Source organism: Legionella sp. W05-934-2, assembly GCF_964199965.1.
In the GTDB taxonomy this organism is placed as follows: domain Bacteria; phylum Pseudomonadota; class Gammaproteobacteria; order Legionellales; family Legionellaceae; genus JAFIFT01.
In genome coordinates this window covers 1-23,989 of record NZ_CAXMZT010000020.1, presented here as the reverse complement: position 1 = coordinate 23,989, position 23,989 = coordinate 1, and the positions used below count along the sequence as shown (strand labels likewise).

The window sequence follows — 23,989 nt, the reverse complement described above, 5'->3', positions numbered from 1 at the left end:
CCCATACCGAACTCAGAAGTGAAACGAGCCAGCGCCGATGATAGTGTGGGGTTTCCCCATGTGAAAGTAGGTCATTGCCAGGGTTTTATTCCCTAAAGGCAGCTTGATAGCTGCCTTTTTTTTTGCTTTTATTTAAATCCCCACAGAGCCGTGAGGGCAAGCGATCAGGAAAGTTATCAAGAATACATGTGCTTTATCGGTCCATTATGCCAACATGAAACAGCTACCTGCAACCACATCTCATGCTCCAACAGACACTAAACCAAACCCAGTTTTAATTCATTTAGTTATGATCCATGTTTCGTCAGACAAGGCCTTACAACCTCGAGCTAGATAGTTTTGCATGTTTTCAGGCTGACGATCGACTGATTTAATTTTTTGTATTTTTGAACAGTGATGATAAAGCGATATGACTTCTTGTTCCGGGACGGAATAAGGTGGTCCTTGCATTTCTTCTTGCTTATAGGTAACTGTTTTCAATAAGATTTTGCCTTCTTTGTTAAGCCAACGTAGAACTTGTGGCACGTAGAGATTGCGAATTTTATGGGGTAATGCGATTAAAGACCCACGATCATAGATTGCATCGACGGAAAGATGGTGGTGTTTATCTAATTGGAATAAATCACCCGCCCAGATTTCATAATGCTCATTTTTATATACCTGAAATACGCCATGTTGCTCAATGTGATAGGGGCTAGGAATCAGAGAGAAAAACTGTTCAATTGCCACAGTTGAGAGTTCAATGCCAATAATAGAATGCCCTTGTTGTTGTAACCATATCATATCAAGGCTTTTGCCGCATAAAGGAACTAAAACGCGGGAGCCTTTTTTAAGATCGAGCTGAGGCCAATATTGAGGAAGATCAGGATTGACGGCTTGTTGGTGAAAAGGGATGTCATTGTTGTGCCATCTGTCTAGCCAAAAATGATGATGTTTGTTCATATTGAAAAATCAATAACTTAAAAGGTTGTTGCCTAAGACTCACTTAGGCAACCCATGAAAGTGTTTAAATTAGCTCTACTTCTCCATATTCGTCAAGTTCTTCCATTAAACGCTTATGCTCATACATTTCTTCAATAATACGCCTGCGTTGAAGTTTGGGAGAAGCGGTATCCGTATATTCTATACTCGAGTCTAAGTAATCATCCAACGTATCATCAAACTCTTCAAATGTTTTATAGGCCATAGCACACCTCCTTTGTATTGCTATTCATCCATAAAAACCATGTTTTCCATAAAACACAAATTTAATGTATCAGAATCTGGAAAAATCCGCAATGAATCTTAAATGAATAAAACTATCTAAGATTCAACGGCATAATGATAAATCGAATGATGCATTAATGTAAATCATGAGGTTGGGGTGAGCTTTGCGGCGCGGGGGCTTCTTTCAGTGCTTTGGAGCGTAACTCGCTAGATTTTTGTTTAATAAGCGCAAATTTATCGGGGGGCATCGCTTTTTGGCCGGATAGCCTTTGTTTTTCAACTTGTAGTGCATTTGTTTCAATGCTTTCATGCCATTCGGAATGGTTTGTAAATAATTCCTTGGCATCCATTGTTCTTTCAGCCAGTTTACCCGTTTTCGGATCGGTGGTATTAATCTTTATTTTAATTTTATCTTCAGGGAACCCCGCCATTCTACACGCTTCATAAGCCATTCTACCCAATTCTTCCGCATTTTTAGGATCAGAATGGCTGAGTGTTGTTGTAATGCTTGTATGACCGCACTTTTTGACTGCTTCAGCGATACTTCTCATATCATTGGCAGCTTTATTTTCGAGACTAAAGTTATATTTGAGATTCCATTTTCCAGGGAACTTATATTCAAAAGAATCGGTGCTTTTATTATAAGTTATTTTCCTTCCTGATAAAGCTGTTAGTACGCCAGCGCTTGCTTGTCCTTCTAATTTAATCGACATGATGGCTTCAAGGCTTTTATCCCGTTCAATTGCGTCAAGCCTATCTTGTCCATAGGCTTGTTTAACATGCGCTTTAAATTTAGAGTTCTTAACCTTTTCGCCAATATCAGCGATCAACTCTAATCTTAACTGGGCATCAAAATATAGGGCGCTAACCTGATTTTTAAATGCCTTTTCAAAATTCTGCTTTTGTAAGTTTTGCTCCTTTTTAAGATTTTCTTTCATTTCATCCGTAAATTTTCTATAGCCTTCGTCATTCAATTCGAAGTTTGTCATAACGCTTTGTTTGAATTCTATGTTTTCAATTAGCTTCTGCAATGCCTCATTTTCCTGTTTAAACTGCTTGTCCATGCTAGAAAGTAAGTTATGCCGTTCTTTCTCTAGTGTATTTGCAAACGCTAGAATATCAATAACAGAAGGTTTTTCTTTTGCTTGTTTGTTTATATGGTTAACTATTTTATTAAAATCGCTGGAGGCTTTGGTAAACGGGGAATCTTCGCTAGTGGCGAAAACACCATTAATTTTAGTGCTAATATCTTGAAGCGCGAGCGATTTTTGATCCGTGCTGGTTGACGCTTTTTTTAAAACCTCGCCCAAGGGGGTGTCCTTAATTTTGGGTTCTTTGAATTCTTCTGCGTTGGTAATACGATTTGTATTAAACTCATCCAATGCTTTTGTTATAGTAAGCTCTTTTTTGAGATTCATTCCTTTGCTTTCAAGGTAAGAGGTATTATCGATAGTTTCAATGTTTACAGGTTTCACTGGAGCCTGCTTTTTATATTGACGAGCTAGGGAAAAATCGTCAGCATTGCTCGCAGATTGATTCGCGGTAGGATTTTTTTCCGGTTCACTCTTTTTTGGCATCGCTAAACTCCATCATCTCTAATGTATATTTTATCATGCAATTGAAGGATATGTTGCACGATATGATGTTATTTTGTTAAATTTCGGTTAAATTTCTCGTTTTCGCACTAAAGTAAGCCCATCACCAATGGGCAACATGGTCATATCGACACGATTATCTTTGTGAATAAAGGAATTTAGTTTGCGTATTGTTTCTGTATCCTCGTCACAAATGCTTTTATCAGCGACTGCACCACCCCACAGCACATTATCGATGGCAATGATACCCCCAGCTTTTATGAGACGTAAACACAACTCATAATAAGTTGGGTAATTCACTTTATCGGCGTCAATAAAGGCAAAATCAAATTGATTGGCTTCGCCTTTTTCTAAGAGTTGTTGTAGGGTATCCGCCGCGGGCGCTAATTTTAAGCTAATTTTGTTAGCAACTCCTGCCTCTTGCCAGAATTGTTTTGCCAAATCAGTCCATTGACTATTAAGATCGCAAGCAATCACTTGACCATCTTTGGGAAGTGCAAGTGCTACAGCTAGTGCACTATATCCGGTAAATGTACCAATATCTAAAGTCCGCTTTGCCTTGGTGAGCTTAATTAACCACTGCATTAATTGCCCTTGTTCGGGTGAAATTTGCATAGTACTTCCGAACTGTCTTTCGGTTTCTGCACGCAGCAGTTTTAATAAGTCTGGCTCTCGGGTTGATTCACGTTGATAATATTCATACAGCATCGGGGTGAGATTGATAGAAGTATTTGACATAGGTTTCTCATTTGAGCTTATTAAATAATAAGCGTAGCTTTCTCAAATAAAAAAGTAAATGGTATGAAGGCTTTCGATGTGATAGTTGGAATTTATAGTCGTTAGGCTGAAGAAGCCCAACGACTGTATGGAGTTGATAGTATGAGACTTATCATTTAGTAAACTTACTGCTTCGGTTGAAACCCAGTAGTATTTGAAAAATCATCATGAGTTTCAAGGCTTTTAAGTTGTTTAGCAAACATGCTTAATTGAGCATATTCCGTGGTTTGATAAACAGGTGTCTGAGTAAACCAAGAAGCTATCCAGTTTATCGCTTTGGCAAAGATTCGTGCTAAGACGTTCCACTCCGAAAAATCTTGCAAAGCACTGTTTGACGCTTCTTTAAGCCCGTTATTGCAATTGTTTACAAAACCTTGCCAATCAGTTGGGTTCTTTTCCCAAGTATCTTTGGCAGTTTTAACCTTTAGAATAAAGCTATTAAGCGCATTTGCTGCATCAGGATTTTTACTGTGAATACTATCTTTGAGTTGCACTAACTGCTCTAACTGATTTTCAAAATCAATGCGTTGCAATAGTTCGGAAACACTTTTGTTTGTATTGGTCTTGCTATCTACCTCGACAACACCTGATTTTTTAGTTGTTTCACTACCGACGGCGTTAGTATGATTTTCTTCATCAATTTGAATTTCTGGAGAGCTTTCTGCTTTTAACCCTTTCGCCAATTTTAAGCCACTTTCAAACTTCGCAATCATCTCTTCATTATAAACAGAATGAAGGAACAGTAATTCTGATTTTTGAGCCATTTGCTCCTCAAGCGTGTGAGGATCGTTGACATAGTACTTCCCACCAATCGTGCGATCACTGCCAGGGTTAAGCATAGCACACTTAAATCCGGCATCATTTTGAGATTTGGTGTAATCCATTAAATCAGCAATAACATGGTTCATGTAAATATTGCCTGTTGTTTGACTATCCAAGGTATTTTTTTCGGCGTTTGCATTTTTATCTTTTATCCAAACCACCCAGTCCACCGTAATTTGATGTTTCTTAGCCATCGCTGCAAAGGCTTCATTCATGATTTTTTTGGCTTTTTGTTTTTCATTAACATCTTGTATTAGTGCGATATATGCACCCACACCAAACGGGGGCATGACAAATTTATTGGCACCACGGCTTTTTGCAACGCCTAACAAAAAGTCAGCATTAGAAAGGCATTCCTCACGATAGGCCATTTCATTTAAGCTACCATTCGCGAGCATATAGGCTTTTTCATCAGTTTTTGAAGATCCCATGAGGTTGATGGCGCATGCTGAAATGGTATCAATGACAGTGGGCTTGCTTTCAAACCCATTTAGATAATAGGGTATAGGCCCATACACCATTCGATATTTGCTGAGATGCCGATAATGGGAATCTTGAAATTCTGGCGCCAGGTCAATGGTTTTTTTATCATACACCTTAGATTCAAGCGGTTTGTAACCTAGCTTTAAATGATCCAAATGATGACCATTCTCATAGACCGGCATAAACTCTGGGCGGAAATATACTTGTTGTTGGGAAGCATATAGCTTTATCAATGCCATACGTTTTTGATAGCCTTCAGGGTGCGTATCTTTAGAGCGATTGTTGATAAAGTAATCAACGAATTGTAATTGGACATCACGCACAGACGAAGCCTGCTTATCTGAATCTTCACTTTTCACGAATGGCGAAACCACTTTGCTCCATTGTCCATGACTCAAGCCAAAAAACCAATCGTTATGTTTTCCAGCTGTGACTTTTGCGCTACTAATGTTAGGTAAGCTAGGGTATAGGCTTAAGACAGCTTTTAACGCTTGGTTAGCTTCTTCTTGAGTGGAAAAAGTCAACCATTGCATCTGCTGACCTCTTCTTCCTTTATGCGTACTCAAAATAATGGCCAGTTCTTCTGCCGTTGGCGTTGTTTGTTGCTTTTCTTCTTGTTCATTTGTTTGATCATTCTTTGAATCGCTTCCAAAGTTAGGGAAATTCGCTTTCAAGCTAGGAAATTGATTACTGTTGACTTGAGCAAAGGGAGCTTGATTCATTCTAGAGATGCTGGCTTCTATCCCTAATGTTTTTAAGGCTGCTACGATAGCTTTTTTGGCCCCATATCCTTTAGCTGGAATAACTAAATTTCCTTGACTATCAAGGAATGCATCACCGGTAATACCGCCTTGGGTTAGGTTTCCTTTACCAACAAGAACCTTTTCTAACTCTATTTTTGATAACATCAACATGCTCCAATACATAAAAATGCTTAAATATAATATAGAATGACAAAATAATCAACACATGTATTGTAATGAAACATATGAAGAATGTTAAGAATGGTTCCTAAGTCCTGTATGATTGATATCGTTGGTATCGGATTATTTTAAAAGGTATCGTCTACAAGTAAAACCTGTCTGTGAGCGCAGGCGAGCGGGCGGACGGACTAGTCTGAGTTAACTATCGGGATTGAATCCCTAACACCCTATATACCCGTGATTATAGGAAAATTGTCGCTTCAATAATTACGGGTATATATTAAACAATCCATTTTGCTTAAGTGACAAGGGGAATCAACAAGCTCACCAAGCTGGGACGGCGTCATCGCCAAAGATTTGTTTGGCTTTTTCTGCAACAGAAGGTGAATTCATCGCTTTAACAAATAACTTCAATTGAGGCATTTTCTTGCTATCTTTTTTAGCCACAATAATATTAGCATAGGGTGAGTCTTTGCCCTCAACGAATAAGGCATCTCTTGATGGGCTTAAGCCGGCGGGCACGGCAAAATTTGTGTTGATTACAGCTGCATCCACGTCATCCAGTGAACGAGGTAGTTGGGCGGCATCTAATTCTTTAAATACTAATTTCTTGGTGTTGCGGCTAATATCATTCACGCTTAGGGCATCCCCTTTGCCTTTTAATTTGATCAAGCCTGCTTTTTGTAATAAAAGAAGGGCGCGGTTTTCGTTGCTTGGATCATTGGGTATGGCAATGATTGCATGTTCAGGCAATTCGGAGAGTTTTTGAAAGCGTTTTGAATAAATTCCAGTGGGATAGATAAACGTTTTGCCAATGGGAATGATGTTATAGCCGCGCGCTTTAATTGCTTGCTTTAAGTAGGGTAAATGCTGGTAGATATTGGCATCGAGGCTGCCATCGTTTAAGGCTTCGTTTGGTAAATTATAATCACTAAACTCAACAATTTTTACATTCAGATTATAGTCTTTTGCCGCAACTTGTTGCGCTGTTTCAACCAACTCAGTTTCTGGTCCGGCAATGGTACCAATGACGAGGGTATTGTTATCTTGCTTGTGGCAGCTACTTAATCCTAGGATAAAAAATATTATTGTCAAAAAATTTTTCATGTTTAATCCACTAATTATGATTATAATGTTTCGCTATTCTGTCGCCGCCAGCCTGAATGAGCTGAACTAAAATAATGAGAAGCAATACCGTGATTACCATCACAGAGGGGTTGAATCGCTGATAACCATAGCGAATGGCAAGATCACCAAGCCCCCCTCCACCAACCGCACCAGCCATCGCTGAATAGTTCACCAATGTTACGGCAAGGACAGTCACGGCTTGTATAAACGCGGGCAAGCACTCAGGAACAACAATGTGATGTACCAGTTGCCAGGTATTCGCTCCCATGGCCTCCCCTGCTTCAATTAATCCTTTTGGCAAGCTTTGACAAGTATTATCTATTAACCTGGCAAAAAATGGAATAGCACCAAGGGATAAAGGAATAATTGCCGCATTCGTACCAATGGAGGAGCCTACTAACAGTCGGGTTAAAGGGATTAAGGCAATCATTAAAATGATAAATGGCACTGAGCGAGTAACATTAACGATGGCATTCAAGAGTTGATATTGCCTCTGCCGGTTACGGACATGTCCACATAAGTACATATAAATACCGATAGGCAAACCGAATAGGACGGATATGAGGCAACTTAAGAATACCATATATAAGGTTTCGCCAGTCGCCGTTAAGAAATTAAAAATCATCGGCATGGACATAGCCTAATACCTCTACTGTAATGTGATGTTGTGCACAGCGCTCAAAGAATAACGCTTGCGTGTTTTGATTAGTCCTCAATGAGACAATCAAAACACCCACGGTTAAATTGTCGAACTGATCCACGTTAGCAAGAAGAATATTGATATCAAGGTTTAACGATTGCGAGCATTGTGAAATAAACGGCACCGTTGTTTCACTGCCTTCGAAAATTAAACGAATAATTGGATGCTGGTTGACTTCTTGACGCATCAATTGTTTAAGTTTTGCGGGTAATTCGGGGCTTAACTGCTTAAACAACAAGGCTTTTGCGGGGCTGTCCTCTTTTTTAAATACCCTTGAAAGACTCGATGTTTCAACAAGGCTGCCTTCTTCTATCACGCTAAGACGATGGCAAATGCGTTTTATGACTTCCATTTCATGGGTTATTAATACAATCGTGATGCCATATAATTGATTAATTTGTTTGAGTAACGCAAGGATTGATTCTGTTGTCTCCGGATCTAATGCCGAGGTTGCTTCATCGCATAATAAGACTTTAGGAGAAGTGGTTAATGCCCGAGCGATAGCAACACGCTGTTTCTGTCCGCCAGAGAGTTGGCTTGGATAAGCAGTTTGTTTATCGTCTAAGCCGACAAGCTTTAGCAGTTCGTCAACTCGCTCTGCAATGGTTGATTCGGATTCATGGCGAAATCTGAAAGGCAAAGCGACATTATCAAAAACGGTTTTATTCGCCAGGAGGTTAAAATGTTGGAAAATCATAGCCATTTTTTGACGAGCTCGACGCAAATCGTTCCCACTCAATGGCGTAATATCTTGTTGGTCGATAATGACTTGCCCGCTATCAGGGGCTTCTAATAAATTCATGCATCGCAGCAACGTTGATTTACCAGCACCGCTTTTACCAATGATGCCAAATATTTCGCCTTCTTGAATGAGCAAATTAACATCATTCAGCGCTGGTTTACCATTAAATTGCTTGGATAGGTGTTTCAATTCAATCATAGTAGAGGAAGTCTTTTGTTGGTTTTGTATCAAAGCGTAATGTCGGTTGTTGCAAGGGAATCATTGTCCAGGGCAACTGAGGTGCTGATTGTTCCCATAAACTAATAACATAACCGCCGCCGCCTGACCCGGTAGGTTTGCACGCCAGCGCCCCAGCTGTTGTTAAATTATCAAGATGACATTGTAGGTGGGTGTCAATTAATCCCCATTGTTGAAAGCAGTTTTGCGCAAGATTTATCGCTTCAGCCAGTTTCGTGATCCCGTTTGCTGTTTGAAGCGCCTCTTTTGCAAGAAGCACGCTTTCTGTCATTTGTTCATCAATGCGATGAGCTAAAGAAGGGTCGTTCTGCCAAATTGCTTTCACTTCTTCAATACATTTGCTTGTTTTACTCAAGGAGCCCGAGGATGACAGATACCAATGAGGTTGCCAAGTTTGTGTCACTGCTTCATGATGACCTGCGTGGAATATGCGGCCTTGGCTTGCCCCAACGCCAACAATATCAATGCCGCTACTTTGTCCGTGGAAAAGGTTTTCAAGTTGTTTAGCTTGAAAATATAGTTCGGAAGGATCGATATCGTGTTGCCAAGCTAACCATCGAGAAATCGCTAAACAAAAGGCGGCAGATGCCCCTAAGCCACTGCCTATTGGAATGGCGTTATGGATGCTAAATTTGCCAGTTTTGTTAATGGGCTGGCGATTGGCCAAGGTTAGCGCGTGCTCTAAGGTGGAAAAGAATAAGGTTTCAATTTCTTGGTGATGAATGCCGGAGACGTTGACTTCCCAAGGCGAGGATGATTTTTCATAGCTTAAGCTTAGTTGATAATGAGGCAATGGATAGATAATTGCTGGGTGTGAGCGGACAACCGAATGTTCACCTGCTAATATCCACTTTGCTGTAACCGTTGTTGAAAAATCAGATGACATCGAAATTACCTAAAAAAACATCGGCGCGAATCTCACGCATCAATTGGGCTTGGTCGGGGCGGTACAATAAATGAATATTCGGACCGGCGTCCATGGTAATGATGGGACCATCTTTTTTATCATTCCAAATAGCTTGTAACGCGTTGAGCGCTTGTGTTGTTTCGGCACCCATATAAGTGAATGGCTGCGCTGCTGTTGTAAATAAGTGATGCATATCCTGGAATTCATGCCAACATACTTTATAAGCACTTTGCCAGTCTTGAGATGTGAGGGCATTTAACAATGTTTTTAAATTTTCTTTGGCACGACTAACGCGTCCTGAGTAACCAGGACTTGTTTTTATTCGCTTATGTGCTTCACTGGAAGGGACTGATTTTATGGCGTTTGAGACAATGACAACCTGGTGCACGAGGTTGCTATAAGGTAAGTTCACTGCTTCAACTGTGTCGCCATCCCACAATGCCCAGGGTGAAAAAAAAGACCGACAAGAAGAGCCTGACCCTTGGCGACTTAAATTAGCAAGCGTTGCAACATCCGGCAATTCGCTTTGTTGTAAATCACAAATCGCATTTGCTGCACATTTGGTTAAAGCGGCAAAGGAGGATGCTGAGCTAGCTAAGCCTGAAGAATGGGGAAAATTATTGGTTGAGCGCACAACAAATGCACCGGTAAAGTTAAAAAAAGCCTTGATGCGATTAAGGTGATCTAAATATCGTTTTTGTGCTTCCATGGGTAGCATGAAGGGGTGTGCTCCAGGAATATTGAGAGGCTCCCAAAAGTCATGATTGCCTGATTGTTGTTCCAGAACGACTGATGTTTGTAATTTGTTTAGCGTATAAGATAAAGAAGGATTCGCTGGCAGATTAGATTGTTCATCACTTTTGCCCATGTATTTTATCAGGGCTATATTAGCAGGTGCTTGTGCGAACCATTGCATAAAGAATCTCCCAGCGTATTAATGCCCAGGGGCATCGTTCCATAGTATTTTATGTAATTGTAGCTGAAATCTAACTCGGAGCTTGTCTTTCACGATCCAGTTGGCTAAATCGGTTGGATTAAGCTCTTTCCAGCTTGGTGATAATAACACCTGAGTCATTTCAGTTAAACGGTATTTATTGATAATATCACAAGTCCACAAATAATCGGCTTGGCTGCAGATAACAAATTTTATTTGATCGCTCGATTTGATGAAATCCAAGTTCTCCCAACGGTTTTGCTCGCATTCTTTCGAGCCGGGTGTTTTGATATCCATCACTATCATGACTCGCTCATCGACGTCTTGAATGTCTCTTGCTCCGCTGGTTTCAAGCGAGACAAAAAAACCCTCATCGCATAATGTACTCATCAACATAATCGAACCCGGTTGGGCCAAAGGTTCTCCGCCAGTAATACAAACCTGCTGACATTGGTATTGTTTAATATGATTAACAATGCTATCGATGCTCATCATCTGACCACCCTGAAAAGCATAGGTGGTGTCGCAGTATTGGCAGCGAAGAGGGCAGCCAGTTAGACGAATAAAGACGGTTGGCAATCCAACTGTCACTGACTCTCCTTGTATCGAATGAAAAATTTCCGTGATGCGTAATTGATTGGTAAAGCGATTCATTGATTTAGTTCATGCTATCTAGCTTTTGTTTGGCCAGTTTTGAGGTGGTTGTATCCGGATATTGGCTAATAAGATGATGAAGCTTTGAGCGAGCAGCATCTGTTTGACCAAGATTTATTAATGCATAGCTTGCTTTTAATTCACTCGCAGCTGCTTTGCTTGATTTTGGAAATTTTGTTAGTACGGTATTAAAGGCTTGCAAGGCGTGTTCACTATCGTTTTTAACGAGATACAGCTCACCTGTCCAATAATAGGCATTGGCGCTATACCCACTGTTTGGATAGGTTTCGATAAATTGCTGCATTGCTTTGAGTGCTTTTTCGAACTGTTTGGTTTTAACTAATTCATAAGCAGCAAGGTAGCTAATTTGTTCATCGGCTGGATTACCGCGTTTGATATTAGCAGCTGCCACTGGAATCGTCGGGGCTACAATATTGGTGGTTGGTGCGGCACTGCTGGTTGGTTCAATGTTATTTTTTTGAAGGCGGCTATCTAAATCTTTGTAGAAGGCGAGTTGTTGTTGCTGTAACATTTTTAAATCATGTGCTTGAATTTCAAGTTGCCCCCGAAGCTCTTGAATCTCGGCTTGTAGGTTATGGACTTGTTCTGCCACACCATCAGCATCGGCTTCCCCTTGATTGATTGATTTGCTTTTGACAAGGGGTTGCTCATCTGCTGGCGGTTCATTTTGCCAATTGTCATCATCCGCTTCTGTTTCAGCCGATTTTGAAACACTGTTTACATCAGGCGATTCTTGCATATTAATTGCTAAACTATATTCATCACTCTCATCAACAACAGGCGGTTGAGAAAAGCCAATGTTTGTCGTGAAGATTAGTGAAAAAAATACAGCGAGTATTAATTTTTGCAATTTCATCGAGTTGCCTCATAGATTAGTTCGACACGTCGGTTTTTTTGATGGGCTGATTCATTATAATCCAGGTCAATCGGTCTTTCTTTCCCATAGCTTACAATGCGGTATTGTGAACTTCTAACCCCGTTTTGGCGCAATAGTCTTGCAACAGATTTAGCTCGTCGCTCACCTAACGCAACGTTGTATTCTCGGCTACCGCGCAAGTCAGTATGACCAGCTAGTAGAATGCGCGCATTGGGATGAGATTGCAGATAATTAGCTTGTGCTTCCAGAGCAGGCATGTATTTTTCATTCACATGATCATCATCATAGGCAAATAACCAAACTTGATTGTGAGGGGCTTTTGTAGTGTATTGCTCCCCATCCATTGATTCTCCAAATTGTGAAGAACCGTTAACGCCATAAGCACTGGTTGAACTATCACCATCTTGGCCAAGTCCAGCTCCCATTGGCTTATGAGAACAAGCGGCGATTAGACTTAAACTGGCTGCAATAAACCCTACCCGAATGGATCGCATAGAAAGCATCATAATAGTCCCCGAAATAAATTATTGTCATTGTTGTTATTAAACTAGGTTTTGTTTGTATGAAAATACCTAGTTAAATGTCCTGATCATATCACCATTATTCGCAAATTAATATACCCCTTAACAGCTATCCTCTTTGGGATTTTACCCGCTTGATAACAAAGTCTGTAACCGCACCGGTTACGGTTTTAACCGCTTCATTGGCAGCAATTACTCCGCCATAGGGGGTATCTTCTGGACAGGGCTTTTGCGTCTTGATGATTATCGAGTCGATTACCTGATTATCGTTTGAACGAGACAATACCGCTTTGATTGACATTTGTACAGTACTTGGTTTCGTTAGAAAATTCTGATGTAAGGATAATAATAGGGTGTCCAAACGGTAGGTTGTTTCTTTGGCATAGGGTGTGGAATCGATAGCGTGAAAGTAATTGGCGCTATTTAGGCTCTGAAGTAACAGTGGGAATAACATATTTGCTGGTGGATCGACCCAAGCATTGTAAGCGAACGACATCAACTCATAGGGTTTTTTTATGTATAACATTTCCGATGTTTGATACCCACCGACTGCTTGGGGTTTGACAACTAACAAAGTGGATTTACTGGGATAAGATTCATATTTTTTATGGGAATAGCTTGATAATTGATACTCATTTTCAATATTTCTTTTCACAGGCCCACAGCCAACGAGTGAAAACATTAGCACAATGGCAATCACTGCTTTGATTGGCTGAGCTACCCAGTTATAAATCATTTCTTTTCTCCGGGACCTGGTTTAGGAGGATTCATACCACGGACAATGACGGATGGATTGCTGCGCATGCTTTTGCTGACAGCATCGAGGTTGTTAGCAATCGCCTCGAGTCGATATATTAAGTCCGTGGCTGGTGGAATAATTTGTAAATTGATTTGATTGACAGCTTGTTCGCCGCTTTGCATGGTTTTTGAAACTTCATTGCCTGCCTTTTTCATGGAAGAAGCCATGTTTTTAATTTCTTGTAATGTTTGATCAAAATCCTGCAAGACTTTAGGGAAGTTATTGCTGGCTTTAGAAAAGTTCTTGCTGATGTTTTGCGAGTTTTCAATGACATCACCAAACTGCCTGCTTTTCTTGGATAGTACAAGGGTGAATTGTTGCAAATTTCTAAGTGTTTTTTGCAAATTATCTTGGTTTTCGCGGTTAAATACATCACGTATTTCTTCTGAAACTTTATTGATATTGTCAGACACCTCCCTCAAAACGATATCGATTTGAGTGAATAATGAGGGCTTAGAGGGAATCACTGGGTAAGGATAGCCGGCGACTTTTTTTAAGCGAGTTAGCGAGGAGGTTTTGGCTTGTAGACCAACATAAGAGTTTCCAGTGATCCCTTGGGAGATAAGTTGAGCGTAGGTACTATCTGTGACAGGAATATGGGATTCAATATTTAATATTAGAATGACTTGCTGGGGATCTTTTTGGTTTAACTGTATGCTTTTCACATAGCCGACGGTGACGCCACTGAATTTGACAGGCGCTTCCTCACTGAGGCCGTTGGCGGCTTCGTGGAGGTAGACTGCATAAGTGGTGTAAACTTTATTATGCAGACCAACAGATAACCATAGCGCTGTGGCAAGTAATCCACTTGTCAGTATGAGTACGGCTAAACCGACTAATGTGTAGTTGGTTTTAGCTTCCAAAGGTAGTCTCCTGGCCAGACAAATTTGTTTTTAAAATTTCTACACCGAACAAAAATACAGTTAGCGGCCTTTTTCGTTTGTTAACGATTTTTGTCTTGTGCTTCTCTTCATTCACAGGGAATAACCCTGTCTTCTATATGTTGTTCCCACAATCATAGCATTTTTGCAGTAAATCTATTGCAAAGCGGTTTACCACCCTTTATTAAATCACAGATTAAAAGCCGGTGAAATAGTCTTGAATGAGGGGGTGTTGGTTTTTTCGCAACTGTTCAAAAGGTTCAATGGCAAGAATTTGCCCATCGCCGACAAAGGCGACCCTGTCAGTTGTTCTTTTCAAAGACTCCATATCATGGCTGACCATGACAATGGTTAAGTTCAAGGCATCACGTAAAAAAACAATCAGATCATCAAAGCGTCTAGCACTATTTGGGTCCAGGCCTGTGGTTGGCTCATCTAAAAATAGTAACTCAGGATCCATCGCGATTGCCCTAGCAGCTGCCGCTCGGCGCTGCATCCCCCCACTTAATTCAGAAGGGAATTTATTGGCAGCAGATTTATCTAAACCGACTAAATACAATTTTAACAGTGCTAATTCTTTCATAAAACTTTCAGACAAATCAGTAAATTCCCGCATTGGAAACATAATGTTTTCTATCACAGACATCATTGAAAATAAGGCACTGTGTTGAAAGAGCATTCCCCATCGTTGCCTTAATTTTGTGGCATCTTGGTCATTAATAGCCATAATATCTTGCCCGAATACCTTTAAATGCCCAGCAGTGGGTTGCAATAACATGAGTAAACAACGAATGATCGTGGTTTTACCGGAACCACTGCCCCCAATAATGGCTAAGATTTCGCCTTGATTGACTGTTAGGTTCACATCCTTGTGAACCCATTGTTCGCCAAGCCTGTTTTTTAATCCAGTAATTTCAATGACGGGATTTTGTGCCATTATAAATCCAACCAGCTGTAGATAATTGAATAGATTGCATCGGCTATAATAATCAAGAAAAGGGCTTGGACCACACTTTTGGTTGTTTGTGCACCAATGCTATCCGAAGAGGCGGTGACCCGAAATCCCTGAAAGCAGCCTACGAGTGAGATTATTAATGCAAAAACAGGGGCCTTATACATGCCTAATAAAAATTGATCAATGCCAACAGAGCTTTGTAATCGATTAAGGAAATCCGCATAGCTGACAGAGAGCATGGTTTTAGACATTAACATCGCACCGATAATGGAGAAAAAGTCAGACCAAAAAATGAGTAATGGAAAAACGAGTATTAAAGCAATCACTTTGGGGACGACTAAGAGTTCTGTTGGCGACAAACCCATGGTGCGTATGGCGTCAATTTCTTCGTTAATTTTCATGCTTCCAATTTGGGCTGTAAATGCGGAACTGGTTCGCCCGGCGACAATAATGGCGGTTATTAACGGTGAAAATTCTCTAAAGATAGCTAACCCAGAGAGAAAGGCGATAAAAATATTGGCACCATAAGTTTTAAGCTGCAAACCCATCTGATAAGCCAATACAATCCCGATTAAAAAAGATAACAATGCGACGATCGGTAATGCTTGTATGCCTGTGGACATTATATTGGAAAAGACGCTTGGCCAATGAAGACGTCGCCAATTAATAAAGCCCTGGGAGAAACGAACACACATATCACCAATTAATTGAACAAAGCCATCCACTTGATCAAACTTACGTAGGGCCTCTTTACCCAGCCACACGAAAGGGTCAAATGGTCGCTTCTTGGCTTTTGGTAGCTCAAGATCATCGTAGTGATGGTCAATGAGCGCTAACAAGGCACGATGTTCTTTTTTAAAACCTTTTATGGATACTTTTTTGCCCGCGGCTTCACAAGTAGTAATGATATCTTTGAGTGCAAGGGCGCCCGCGCTATCCATTGCTTCAGCGAGTTTGCCATTTAAGCTGATAGTATTCGCATTGGAATCCAACAAGGGCTTCCCATAATTAGTCTCCTGGTTAATGGCGAGGATTGTCCATTTACCGAGGCAATTAAAGTGGCCCTTTTCATCATCGTATTCAATACTAGCTTGAGTCATGATTGCGCTAAGTAGATAAAAAGAATAGCATAATATGAAATACTCTTAGGTGCAAAGGCCATGGATCTAAACTCATCAAAAGCATTGTCGTTGCATATTATCATCGCAATCCTATTGGGTTTAGTCGTGGGTGTTTTGCTGCATTATGGCCAGCCCCAATTGGGGCTGGCCTATGATTTTTTTTACAATACATTTGATTTTGGTGGGAAAGCGTTCATTAACATTTTAAAAATGCTCGTTGTCCCCGTTGTGTTTGTTTCATTAATTTGCGGTACCCTCAATTTAAAAAACGCAAGCACCTTTGGCCGCGCTGCCTTAAAAACAATCGTTTTATATTTGTTGACGACAGCCCTCGCTATCACCATCGCCTTATCGCTAGCATTATTAACCGGGGTTGGTAAAGGCGGTGAGAAGGTTAAAATTGCCACAGACAATGTTTTGCAGATACAAGCACCTGAAAGTGTCAAAGATACACTGTTAAGTCTAATTCCCTCTAACCCTATTGCTGCCATGGCACAGGGCAATATGATTCAAATCATTATTTTTGCGCTGCTATTTGGGTTAGCTATTAACCGAGTAGGAGAAAAGGCTCAGCGGTTTCGAAAGATATTTCAAGAAGCCGATTTGGTTGTCATGAGCTTGGTGTCTTTAATATTTCGAGTAGCGCCCTATGGTATTTTTTGTTTAGTAGCGAGTTTGTTTGCTCAAACCGGGCTCTATATTTTAGTCGAGCTGGCAACCTACTTTATGGTGGTAGTCTTCGGGTTGGTGATTCACTTTGTCCTTATTTATATGACCATGCTGAAGTGTTTAGCAGGCTTATCCCCCATTCATTTTGTTAAACAAATGTGGCCGGCGATGTTGTTTGCATTCTCCACATCAAGTAGCAATGCGTCTATTCCTGTGGTGATGGATACCGTGCATCGGCGATTAGGGGTATCTGAATCCATTTCCTCGTTTGTTATTCCTTTGGGTGCAACCATTAATATGGATGGCACAGCAATTATGCAAGGTGTTGCAACTGTTTTCATTGCAAACAGCTACCAGATTCCTCTGACGTTTGTTGATTACCTAACAGTCGTTATGGTCGCAACAATGGCCTCAATCGGAACGGCTGGTGTCCCTGGCGTCGGCTTGATTACCTTAGTGATGGTGCTAAAGCAGGTGGGTTTACCGGCAGAAGGAGTTGCTTTGATTATCGGCATTGACCGGCTACTCGATATGCTACGAACGACGGTTAATATCAGTGGCGATGCAACCGTTGCTTGTGTGGTTGCTCACAGTGAAAGCGCTTTAAATAAAGAGAAGTTTTATGCTGAACAGCCTTTAGACGCTGTGGAGTCATTTAAATAGGGGAAGGCAGTGGCGGAATGGTTTCGCTTTACAACACGATTCTTTTGGCAGATAGACCCAGGCTATTTTCGGCTAAAATTGGCGTTCAAAACGGTGTTGGCAATTGTCTTAAGCTTATGGTGGACTCATAATCAAACCATGATTACTCAGTTAATGGCTGCCACTGCGACTGGTTTTTCAATGCAAGGGGTGGTAGCAAAAGACTTTTATCGACGCGTCTTTCAAGTTTTAATATTAAGTGTGAGTTATTTTGCAGCATTTATGCTTGGATTATGGGCAAGAGAATCAACTTTATTCACAAGCCTTGTATTGATAGGAATGGCCTTTGTCGTCAATTATTGTCGGCGTTTTCATCTGCGTTACTCCACAGCACCGATGATGGTATGGATGCTATGCTTTATTGCAACGGTCCTTCCTTTCCCAAGTCGTGAGGTAGCGATTAGCCATATTGATGGTTTAATTAAAGGATTATCCGTTTCAGCACTGGTATTGTTGTTTGTATGGCCGGAAAATTATAAAAGATTATTTCGGCAAAATAGCACTTTTTATTTTTCGTTATTGTGTGATCACTATCGAAGCTGCGCGCGTTGGTTAGCGACGATACAAGTCGCTGAAGAGTTACTACCGGTTAAATCAATGCGAGAAGAGTTATCCTATCCGCTAGAAAGCAACCGAAAATTAGAAACATCCCAAACACTGACTCGAAATAACCCGCAGATGTTAAATGCGACTGCGCAAGAGCATGCCCTCAATCAAGCATTTTTTTTGTTAACAGAAGCGTTATTGAATCTTCAGCGAAAGAAAGAATTTCTTCCTCCGACATTAATTCCCTTGTTGGTTGATATACTAAATCATGCGGCGAAGTTATTTGAGGAACTGGATATGGATAAAAATTTGAAGTTGTCCGGCAATGTCGATCAACGCATTTCAATGAAAAGCCTGAATCAACAACTATCCGAATTAGACATCACGGAACCACAGGTCGTGATGAATTTGATGAATATTAAAATGGCGATTCAATTGATTAATCAACATATTCAACAATGGGTTACATTAAATGAACGTCAGTGATACCACCCGATTAGCATTTCAATCGGCAATTGCTGTGATGATAGCGACAGGGCTGGGTGAATTTTTACCTGTGGACAAAGGCTATTGGGTCACCTTAACCGCCATGGCGCTTTCTGTACAAACTTGGGGGGAGAGTCTGAAAAAGGCCGTGGAACGGGTGTTGATGACCATTTTGGGCGGCACCATCGGAACGTTTCTCTATGTGTTTTTACCGTCAGACACCTATGTGTTATTCGGAATGTCAATGGTGTTTATCTTTTTTGCGGTGTATATGAATCAAATCAATCATCAACTCAATGTATTGTTCATCACCGCATTTGTTGTGTTCTTATTTGCCCTGGTTGCCGATTGGAATATTGCGCTACTAGGGTATCGAATCATTGACACTTTAATCGGTGCAGCCATTGCTTTGTCGGTGAGTTATTTTTTTGCTGGCGAATCGGTCAGTCCCTATGAGTTACTTGTTGGCCACTTGACTAAACTGCTAAACAAGCTGCAAAAAATGGCAGACAACCTCAATGACCAATCAACCTCTTTTACTGACAGTAGTTTAGATACAGACTTCATTGCCTTACGTAATCAAGCGTTAGCTGCACGTTATGAGATGATGTTTCATCGATATAACCGGCGACAATTTTTGGATATTCTTAAATCCATTGGTTTAATTACCCAAAATATCAGTTTGCTCGCTAGCACGCAAAGCTGGTTCGGCCATAAGCTGGACGATAAAGAGCGGGAATCACTAAAAGCCAGTTTATTATTAACGATTGAGCAAATAAAAAAATTGATAGTTCACATGCAGACTAAGCAGCAAGTGGATTTCTATTCGACAAGGCCTTTTCTAAATCAAGTATTAGGCACTATTCGGGATGAGCCTAAGCGATTTTTAGTGAATGGGGAAGAAGGATTTACCTTTTATCGGATGATGTATTATCTCTATCGTATCAATGTTCGCATTGTTGAGACAGGTGAAATATCAGCCAGTAAGGGAAAATCTATGGCTTCATAGATTGTCGCGTGATAGAATCTCACTATTTTAGCAGTCTCAACGAAAGATATGGCCAACAGCATTTCCCAGTTTGAACAACGTAAGCAAGATCATATTCGACTCGCAATGATGGACGACAACCAAGCTACCGAACTCAATCAATTTGATCAAGTCCAATTGACCCATCAAGCGCTACCTGAAATCAACTTTAATGATATCTCTATTACCGGCCAACGATTCGGTCGAGCTGTGGCCACTCCGTTTTTGGTTAGCTCCATGACGGCAGGTCATCAACACGGTGAACAAATTAATTTTAATTTAGCAGCTGCATGTGCCCAAACGGGTTGGGCCATGGGCGTCGGTTCTCAACGGCGGCAACTCACCGACGAAAGCGCAGCCAGAGAATGGCAAGCTATCCGAGAACATTTCCCTGAAGTGGTATTATTTGCAAATCTGGGGATTGCCCAAATAATTGAACATCCGGCGGAAGCCATTTTGCCTCTCATTGAATCGTTGCAAGCACAAGCATTGATTATCCATTGCAATCCGTTGCAAGAATGCATTCAGCCAGAGGGAACCCCTAATTTTGCTAACGGAATCGCCAAAATCGTTTCCTTATGCCATCGGCTTGCTGTACCCGTGATTATCAAAGAAACGGGTTGTGGTTTTAGTGAAAAAACATTACAGCAGTTAATGAATAAGGGGATTGCCGCTGTGGATGTCAGTGGTTCCGGTGGGACGCATTGGGGGCGTATTGAAGGCCATCGTTCTTCTCATTTGCCGAGTAATCAACAAGCTGCGCTCACTTTCCGTAACTGGGGAATATCGACGGTACAATCGCTTTATCATGCTAAGCGCTTATCCCCGGACTTTGAAATTTGGGCGTCGGGTGGTATCCGGCATGGTTTGGACGCTGCAAAGGCAATTGCTTTAGGCGGAAAAACCGTGGGACTGGCTAAACCCATGCTTGAAGTAGCACTACAATCGGTAGAGGCGGTTGTGGAGCGAATGACGCAGTTTGAGTTTGAATTAAAAGTTGCCATGTTTTGCACGGGTAGCAAAACCTTAGATGAGCTGCAAGGGGCATTAAATTAATGAGTCATTTGAACAATCCTTGGCAGGGCTTTTCCAAATTAACGCAAAAGCAACGCTATGAGCGTTTGCTTGCAGAAGGTATTTTAACAGAAGAAGACATCGCTTACCTTCAAGAAGGAGGCGTTGTTGATATGAATTTAGCCAATCGCTTAATTGAAAATAGCATTGGTTACTTTCAGTTACCGCTTGGCGTAGCGACTCATTTCCAAATTGATGGCAAGGCCTATTTAATCCCATTGGCTGTTGAGGAAACATCCATCATTGCCGCCTTAAGTAAAAACGCTAAGTGGATAAAGGAAAAGGGAACCATCCGCACTCGCATTGAAGGTGACTGTATTTTAGGACAAATTCAAATTGCCAAAATTCATAACTTAGAAAGGTTACAGACCGCGATCGATACCCATGCTCCCTTCTTAATCGAACAAGCGAATGAAGTCGTTGCTGCGAGCATGGTGAAGCGAGGTGGTGGCGTTCGTACCATGTCTTTAAGGGTGTTAGATCGGCCAAATCAAGATGGTCAGATGGGCGTCATTCATGTGTTAATGAATAGCTGTGATGCCATGGGTGCCAATATCCTAAATCAAGTGCTTGAGTTTTTAAAAGCACCGATTGAAAATCTGACTGGCGAAACGGTGACGATGTGCATTTTATCGAATTTGAATGACACCAAACTAACCAAAGCCGAAGTCATCTTGCGGGATGTGGATCCTGAACTTGGTCATCGTTTACAAGAAGCTTCCCTATTTGCTGAAGTGGATCCTTACCGTGCCGCAACGCATAATAAAGGGGTGATGAATGGCATTGATGGGGTATTGATTGCCACCGGCAACGATTGGCGTGCGGTTGAAGCAGGTGTTCATGCTTATGCTAGTCGAAACGGACGATATCAAGCGATAACCCAATGGCGATATGATGAAAATACACAACAGTTAACAGGACGTTTTGAAGCGCCACTTATTGTGGGGACTGTTGGGGGTGTCACCGCTGCTCATCCAACCGCAAGACTGGCTTTATCCATGTTAAAGGTGGCCTCTGCAAATGAACTCTCTTGCGTGGCGGCTGCTGTCGGACTAGTACAAAACTTAGGTGCAATTCGTGCCTTATGTACTGAAGGCATCATTCAAGGTCATATGAAATTACACATTGATAACTTATTGATGATTGCCGGCGCAACGGAAGATGAGATCCCAAAATTAAAATCCGCCTTGGAAAATATCTTAATGGAAGATAAGCGAGTTAGCCTGCACCATGCGCAACAATTATTAGCTTCGATTCGCCAACAGGTCGATTTGGTATGAAATTTTATGCTCCAGCCAAAACGTTTTTGATTGGAGAATATGTTGCAACAGCCGGCGGACCAGCCATTGTTTTAGCAACAGAGCCTTCTTTTTCCTTAGTGATGGATGATTCTGTCTCTGGTTTAGTGAATATTCACTCCCAATCTCCGGCGGGGATATGGTATGCCCAGCAAACGATAAAACCCAAAGGGTTACTATTTTCCGATCCCTATCAAGGGAAAGGTGGGTTGGGTGCATCCAGTGCGCAATTTGCGCTGGTCTACCAAGCAGCCCACTATTTTCAGAAACGTTCATTTACTGTTCAATCACTGTTATCTGATTATTATGGTTGTTCTTGGCGGGGAAAAGGAATACGACCAAGTGGTTATGACGTTCTTACCCAACACTCTGGCCATTCACTTTTCATCGATAACCACGGCGCAATAAGCCATCAATTAGATTGGCCATTTGTAGATATGAACGCACTGCTTTATCATACCGGTAATAAATTAGCGACTCACACGCATTTAGAAACACAGCAACAGCCCTCGGTGAGTACCTTAAAGCCAATTGTTTATCAAGCTCTGGATGCCTGGGAGACCCAAAATACCTCTGCTATGATAAATTGCGTTCAGACATTCCACCAGGAGTTATTGGCATTGCAGCTTGTCACGCCGGGTACCGCTAGATTAATTAATCAGTTACAGCATCTACCGGGAGTATTGGCTGCAAAAGGATGTGGTGCACTTGGAGCAGATGTTATTTTAATGCTGGTAGAAAAAGGAGATTCCCATTTGATTCAATCAGCGACAAAGGACCAAGGCTTAGCCTTGCTAGCAGAGATTGCTATTTCGTCTTAATTTCATTAAATTGGCAAAATTATTCGTTTTTTTATAGGATGAATCTTGACTCAAACTTCTACGAAATGGGTTGTTATTACCGGTGCCCCCTCATCTGGCAAAACGTCTGTCATTGAAAAGCTTGAAAAGTTAGGCTATCAGGTCGCACATGAAGTGGCCCGAGCATTCATCAAAAAATTAATGCACCAAAATGTGGATGTGGCGAATGGTAGAAGCGACTTTACCATACAAAATCATATCTTGTCATTAAAGCAGGCAAGAGAACGACACTTAGACCCAGAAAAGCGAATTTTTTTTGATAGGGGGTTACCGGATAGCCTAGCTTATTATAAGCTGCATCATTTACCGATTTCGGATTTATATAAATATTTCTATAAGTTTCGCTATGAAGCGGTCTTTTTCCTTGAACCATTACCCTTAGTGAACGATGATATTCGAACGGAAACACTAGAAATTGCCCAAAAATTGAATCAATTAATTTATCAGTCTTATATCGAGTGTGATTACGATCCAATTCGTGTACCAGTGATGAGTATTGAAGAAAGAACGCGGTATATTCTTGAGAAACTTAATACATTAGAAACGGATTTATGATGCGCGTGAATTAGTTAAATTGACCGGGTCTTTTGATTCATAGCGATAAAAAACACTTGAATTTTTTTATCAATAAGGTATTATTTCAACCTCTTTTGGGGCCGTTAGCTCAGTTGGTAGAGCAGAAGGCTTTTAACCTTTGTGTCATAGGTTCGAATCCTATACGGCCCACCATCAAAAGAAAAAAAGCGACAAATATGCCCTAGGGCCGTTAGCTCAGTTGGTAGAGCAGAAGGCTTTTAACCTTTGTGTCATAGGTTCGAATCCTATACGGCCCACCAAATTCCAAACCCATCCCGCGCTCGTAGCTCAGTTGGATAGAGTACTTGGCTTCGAACCAAGGTGTCGGGGGTTCGAGTCCCTCCGAGCGCACCATTTAAAATCAAGGACTTAGCTCCGAATTGTGTCGGCGCATTCTAGCTCCAAATGCGACAATCATTTTTATACTGCTGTATAAACACTTCCTTAGGCATTTTATACCCTAAACAC

General features: G+C 41.2%; 24 protein-coding genes, 3 tRNA genes and 1 rRNA gene. 11 read left to right on the top strand and 17 right to left on the bottom strand.

Features of this window, described 5'->3' with window-relative positions:
• Nucleotides 1-83: ribosomal RNA gene (rrf, locus tag AB3348_RS14905) — 5S ribosomal RNA — on the top strand; the annotation flags it as partial.
• 196 nt (nt 84-279) lie between these two features.
• Here the strand turns inward: rrf and AB3348_RS14900 are convergent.
• From AB3348_RS14900 to AB3348_RS14820, 17 genes are all read right to left on the bottom strand, one after another.
• Complete coding sequence (locus AB3348_RS14900) at nt 280-942, bottom strand: thiopurine S-methyltransferase (protein WP_367608427.1); 663 nt, start codon at nt 940-942, stop codon at nt 280-282.
• Between the two features lie 64 nt (nt 943-1,006).
• Nucleotides 1,007-1,186, bottom strand: a complete 180-nt coding sequence (locus tag AB3348_RS14895) for a PA3496 family putative envelope integrity protein (protein ID WP_367608426.1) — start codon at nt 1,184-1,186, stop codon at nt 1,007-1,009.
• A 154-nt stretch (nt 1,187-1,340) separates the two neighbouring features.
• Nucleotides 1,341-2,783 carry a hypothetical protein gene (locus AB3348_RS14890; protein WP_367608425.1) on the bottom strand — a complete coding sequence of 481 codons (1,443 nt, stop codon included), beginning with the start codon at nt 2,781-2,783 and terminating at the stop codon, nt 1,341-1,343.
• A gap of 87 nt (nt 2,784-2,870) precedes the next feature.
• Nucleotides 2,871-3,539 carry a class I SAM-dependent methyltransferase gene (locus AB3348_RS14885; RefSeq protein WP_367608424.1) on the bottom strand — a complete coding sequence of 223 codons (669 nt, stop codon included), beginning with the start codon at nt 3,537-3,539 and terminating at the stop codon, nt 2,871-2,873.
• Between the two features lie 164 nt (nt 3,540-3,703).
• Nucleotides 3,704-5,791, bottom strand: a complete 2,088-nt coding sequence (locus AB3348_RS14880) for a hypothetical protein (RefSeq protein WP_367608423.1) — start codon at nt 5,789-5,791, stop codon at nt 3,704-3,706.
• 339 nt (nt 5,792-6,130) lie between these two features.
• Entirely contained in the window at nt 6,131-6,913 is a 783-nt protein-coding gene (locus AB3348_RS14875; protein WP_367608422.1) for a MetQ/NlpA family ABC transporter substrate-binding protein, read from the bottom strand.
• Nucleotides 6,914-6,923: 10 nt separating this feature from the next.
• Nucleotides 6,924-7,571, bottom strand: coding sequence for a methionine ABC transporter permease (locus AB3348_RS14870; RefSeq protein WP_367608421.1), 648 nt, complete (start codon nt 7,569-7,571; stop codon nt 6,924-6,926).
• On the bottom strand, nt 7,549-8,574 hold the full coding sequence (locus AB3348_RS14865; RefSeq protein ID WP_367608420.1) for a methionine ABC transporter ATP-binding protein: 1,026 nt from the start codon (nt 8,572-8,574) through the stop codon (nt 7,549-7,551). Before AB3348_RS14865 ends, AB3348_RS14870 begins: the two co-directional genes overlap by 23 nt.
• Entirely contained in the window at nt 8,567-9,499 is a 933-nt protein-coding gene (locus AB3348_RS14860; protein WP_367608419.1) for a mevalonate kinase, read from the bottom strand. The genes AB3348_RS14865 and AB3348_RS14860 overlap by 8 nt, the downstream gene beginning before the upstream one ends.
• Complete coding sequence (locus AB3348_RS14855) at nt 9,489-10,436, bottom strand: diphosphomevalonate/mevalonate 3,5-bisphosphate decarboxylase family protein (RefSeq protein WP_367608418.1); 948 nt, start codon at nt 10,434-10,436, stop codon at nt 9,489-9,491. The genes AB3348_RS14860 and AB3348_RS14855 overlap by 11 nt, the downstream gene beginning before the upstream one ends.
• Before the next feature lie 18 nt (nt 10,437-10,454).
• On the bottom strand, nt 10,455-11,108 hold the full coding sequence (gene queE, locus AB3348_RS14850; RefSeq protein WP_367608417.1) for a 7-carboxy-7-deazaguanine synthase QueE: 654 nt from the start codon (nt 11,106-11,108) through the stop codon (nt 10,455-10,457).
• 4 nt (nt 11,109-11,112) lie between these two features.
• The gene (gene ybgF / locus AB3348_RS14845) at nt 11,113-11,985 is read right to left on the bottom strand and encodes a tol-pal system protein YbgF (protein WP_367608416.1); all 873 of its coding nucleotides are present in this window, start codon (nt 11,983-11,985) and stop codon (nt 11,113-11,115) included.
• The gene (locus AB3348_RS14840; RefSeq protein ID WP_367608415.1) at nt 11,982-12,512 is read right to left on the bottom strand and encodes an OmpA family protein; all 531 of its coding nucleotides are present in this window, start codon (nt 12,510-12,512) and stop codon (nt 11,982-11,984) included. Before AB3348_RS14840 ends, ybgF begins: the two co-directional genes overlap by 4 nt.
• A gap of 124 nt (nt 12,513-12,636) precedes the next feature.
• The gene (locus AB3348_RS14835) at nt 12,637-13,263 is read right to left on the bottom strand and encodes a hypothetical protein (protein ID WP_367608414.1); all 627 of its coding nucleotides are present in this window, start codon (nt 13,261-13,263) and stop codon (nt 12,637-12,639) included.
• Nucleotides 13,260-14,189, bottom strand: coding sequence for an MlaD family protein (locus AB3348_RS14830; RefSeq protein ID WP_367608413.1), 930 nt, complete (start codon nt 14,187-14,189; stop codon nt 13,260-13,262). The genes AB3348_RS14835 and AB3348_RS14830 overlap by 4 nt, the downstream gene beginning before the upstream one ends.
• A 214-nt stretch (nt 14,190-14,403) precedes the next feature.
• Nucleotides 14,404-15,144: an ABC transporter ATP-binding protein gene (locus tag AB3348_RS14825; protein WP_367608412.1), complete on the bottom strand. Its 741-nt coding sequence runs from the start codon at nt 15,142-15,144 to the stop codon at nt 14,404-14,406.
• Entirely contained in the window at nt 15,144-16,262 is a 1,119-nt protein-coding gene (locus AB3348_RS14820; protein ID WP_367608411.1) for an MlaE family ABC transporter permease, read from the bottom strand. Before AB3348_RS14820 ends, AB3348_RS14825 begins: the two co-directional genes overlap by 1 nt.
• Nucleotides 16,263-16,322: 60 nt before the next feature.
• Between AB3348_RS14820 and AB3348_RS14815 the strand changes: the two genes are divergently transcribed.
• The 10 genes from AB3348_RS14815 to AB3348_RS14770 all read left to right on the top strand — a co-directional run bounded on the left by AB3348_RS14815 (nt 16,323) and on the right by AB3348_RS14770 (nt 23,875).
• Nucleotides 16,323-17,615, top strand: a complete 1,293-nt coding sequence (locus AB3348_RS14815) for a dicarboxylate/amino acid:cation symporter (RefSeq protein WP_367608410.1) — start codon at nt 16,323-16,325, stop codon at nt 17,613-17,615.
• A 9-nt stretch (nt 17,616-17,624) separates the two neighbouring features.
• Nucleotides 17,625-18,686: a hypothetical protein gene (locus tag AB3348_RS14810; protein ID WP_367608409.1), complete on the top strand. Its 1,062-nt coding sequence runs from the start codon at nt 17,625-17,627 to the stop codon at nt 18,684-18,686.
• Entirely contained in the window at nt 18,673-19,695 is a 1,023-nt protein-coding gene (locus AB3348_RS14805; RefSeq protein WP_367608408.1) for an FUSC family protein, read from the top strand. Before AB3348_RS14810 ends, AB3348_RS14805 begins: the two co-directional genes overlap by 14 nt.
• A 48-nt stretch (nt 19,696-19,743) precedes the next feature.
• On the top strand, nt 19,744-20,769 hold the full coding sequence (fni, locus tag AB3348_RS14800) for a type 2 isopentenyl-diphosphate Delta-isomerase (protein WP_367608407.1): 1,026 nt from the start codon (nt 19,744-19,746) through the stop codon (nt 20,767-20,769).
• A complete protein-coding gene (locus tag AB3348_RS14795) occupies nt 20,769-22,067 on the top strand; it encodes a hydroxymethylglutaryl-CoA reductase, degradative (RefSeq protein WP_367608406.1) in 1,299 nt (432 codons plus the stop codon). Before fni ends, AB3348_RS14795 begins: the two co-directional genes overlap by 1 nt.
• Nucleotides 22,064-22,906 (top strand): hypothetical protein, encoded by an 843-nt coding sequence (locus tag AB3348_RS14790; protein WP_367608405.1) that lies wholly within the window; start codon nt 22,064-22,066, stop codon nt 22,904-22,906. Before AB3348_RS14795 ends, AB3348_RS14790 begins: the two co-directional genes overlap by 4 nt.
• Before the next feature lie 45 nt (nt 22,907-22,951).
• A complete protein-coding gene (locus AB3348_RS14785; protein WP_367608404.1) occupies nt 22,952-23,500 on the top strand; it encodes an AAA family ATPase in 549 nt (182 codons plus the stop codon).
• 98 nt (nt 23,501-23,598) lie between these two features.
• Nucleotides 23,599-23,674: transfer RNA gene (locus AB3348_RS14780), tRNA-Lys, on the top strand.
• Nucleotides 23,675-23,705: 31 nt separating this feature from the next.
• Nucleotides 23,706-23,781 (top strand) — tRNA-Lys (locus AB3348_RS14775).
• Between the two features lie 17 nt (nt 23,782-23,798).
• Nucleotides 23,799-23,875, top strand: a tRNA-Arg gene (locus AB3348_RS14770).
• The last annotated feature ends 114 nt before the right edge of the window (nt 23,876-23,989 follow it).

Coding starts and splice junctions, on each gene's coding strand:
- AB3348_RS14900 (WP_367608427.1), bottom strand. CDS start 942: ATGAACAAACATCATCATTTTTGGCTAGACAGATGGCACAACAATGAC.
- AB3348_RS14895 (WP_367608426.1), bottom strand. CDS start 1,186: ATGGCCTATAAAACATTTGAAGAGTTTGATGATACGTTGGATGATTAC.
- AB3348_RS14890 (WP_367608425.1), bottom strand. CDS start 2,783: ATGCCAAAAAAGAGTGAACCGGAAAAAAATCCTACCGCGAATCAATCT.
- AB3348_RS14885 (WP_367608424.1), bottom strand. CDS start 3,539: ATGTCAAATACTTCTATCAATCTCACCCCGATGCTGTATGAATATTAT.
- AB3348_RS14880 (WP_367608423.1), bottom strand. CDS start 5,791: ATGTTATCAAAAATAGAGTTAGAAAAGGTTCTTGTTGGTAAAGGAAAC.
- AB3348_RS14875 (WP_367608422.1), bottom strand. CDS start 6,913: ATGAAAAATTTTTTGACAATAATATTTTTTATCCTAGGATTAAGTAGC.
- AB3348_RS14870 (WP_367608421.1), bottom strand. CDS start 7,571: ATGTCCATGCCGATGATTTTTAATTTCTTAACGGCGACTGGCGAAACC.
- AB3348_RS14865 (WP_367608420.1), bottom strand. CDS start 8,574: ATGATTGAATTGAAACACCTATCCAAGCAATTTAATGGTAAACCAGCG.
- AB3348_RS14860 (WP_367608419.1), bottom strand. CDS start 9,499: ATGTCATCTGATTTTTCAACAACGGTTACAGCAAAGTGGATATTAGCA.
- AB3348_RS14855 (WP_367608418.1), bottom strand. CDS start 10,436: ATGCAATGGTTCGCACAAGCACCTGCTAATATAGCCCTGATAAAATAC.
- queE (WP_367608417.1), bottom strand. CDS start 11,108: ATGAATCGCTTTACCAATCAATTACGCATCACGGAAATTTTTCATTCG.
- ybgF (WP_367608416.1), bottom strand. CDS start 11,985: ATGAAATTGCAAAAATTAATACTCGCTGTATTTTTTTCACTAATCTTC.
- AB3348_RS14840 (WP_367608415.1), bottom strand. CDS start 12,512: ATGATGCTTTCTATGCGATCCATTCGGGTAGGGTTTATTGCAGCCAGT.
- AB3348_RS14835 (WP_367608414.1), bottom strand. CDS start 13,263: ATGATTTATAACTGGGTAGCTCAGCCAATCAAAGCAGTGATTGCCATT.
- AB3348_RS14825 (WP_367608412.1), bottom strand. CDS start 15,144: ATGGCACAAAATCCCGTCATTGAAATTACTGGATTAAAAAACAGGCTT.
- AB3348_RS14820 (WP_367608411.1), bottom strand. CDS start 16,262: ATGACTCAAGCTAGTATTGAATACGATGATGAAAAGGGCCACTTTAAT.
- AB3348_RS14815 (WP_367608410.1), top strand. CDS start 16,323: ATGGATCTAAACTCATCAAAAGCATTGTCGTTGCATATTATCATCGCA.
- AB3348_RS14805 (WP_367608408.1), top strand. CDS start 18,673: ATGAACGTCAGTGATACCACCCGATTAGCATTTCAATCGGCAATTGCT.
- fni (WP_367608407.1), top strand. CDS start 19,744: ATGGCCAACAGCATTTCCCAGTTTGAACAACGTAAGCAAGATCATATT.
- AB3348_RS14795 (WP_367608406.1), top strand. CDS start 20,769: ATGAGTCATTTGAACAATCCTTGGCAGGGCTTTTCCAAATTAACGCAA.
- AB3348_RS14790 (WP_367608405.1), top strand. CDS start 22,064: ATGAAATTTTATGCTCCAGCCAAAACGTTTTTGATTGGAGAATATGTT.